The organism is Mesorhizobium sp. M7A.F.Ca.US.014.04.1.1 (assembly GCF_003998745.1).
Classification (GTDB): domain Bacteria; phylum Pseudomonadota; class Alphaproteobacteria; order Rhizobiales; family Rhizobiaceae; genus Mesorhizobium; species Mesorhizobium ciceri.
In genome coordinates this window covers 1-683 of the sequence record NZ_RZRW01001291.1, presented here as the reverse complement: position 1 = coordinate 683, position 683 = coordinate 1, and the positions used below count along the sequence as shown (strand labels likewise).

The following is a 683-nucleotide window of genomic DNA, read 5'->3' as shown; positions in this document are numbered from 1 at the left end:
ACCACGCAGCTCATCCAGGATCAAACGACGCTCAACGACTTTCCCAATCCCTTCGACGGAGGAGGGCGTATCCAGCCCCAGGTGCGGGAAGCACTCGGCTCCGGCTTTGTGATCAGTCCCGAAGGCTATATCGTCACCAATAACCATGTCGTCGCCGACGCAACTGAGATTCACGTCGTGTTCTCCGACAAGGAGACGGCGCCCGCCCGGGTGGTGGGCCGCGATCCGGCAACCGACATCGCGGTATTGAAAGTCGAGCCTCCGCCCAACATGACGGCGACGGCCTGGGGGGATTCGGACGCGATGCAACCAGGGGCCTGGACCATCGCCATCGGCAGTCCCTTCGGCCTCGGGGGCACGGTCACTGTTGGCGTCCTTTCTGCCCGCTCTCGCGATATCCAGGCCGGTCCTTACGACGATTTCCTGCAAACTGACGCCTCGATCAACAGAGGTAACTCGGGAGGTCCTTTGTTCAACGCGCGCGGCGAAGTCATCGGAGTCAACACGGCAATCGTGTCGCCGTCAGGCGGTAGCATAGGCATTGGGTTCGCGGTGCCCTCGCGCACAGCTCGGACTATCGTCGACCAACTGATCAGCACTGGCCGCATCGAGCGCGGCTTCATCGGCGTGCGTCTTCAGGAGATCACGCCCTCCATCGCCGAGGCGCTCGGAATGCCGGGCGC

Annotated in this window: 1 protein-coding gene; it reads left to right on the top strand. The window is 63.0% G+C overall.

Going from position 1 to position 683, the window contains the following annotated elements; genetic code table 11:
* Positions 1–683 (top strand): trypsin-like peptidase domain-containing protein (locus EOA22_RS36135; RefSeq protein ID WP_127390737.1); only part of this gene is annotated, 683 nt, incomplete at both ends.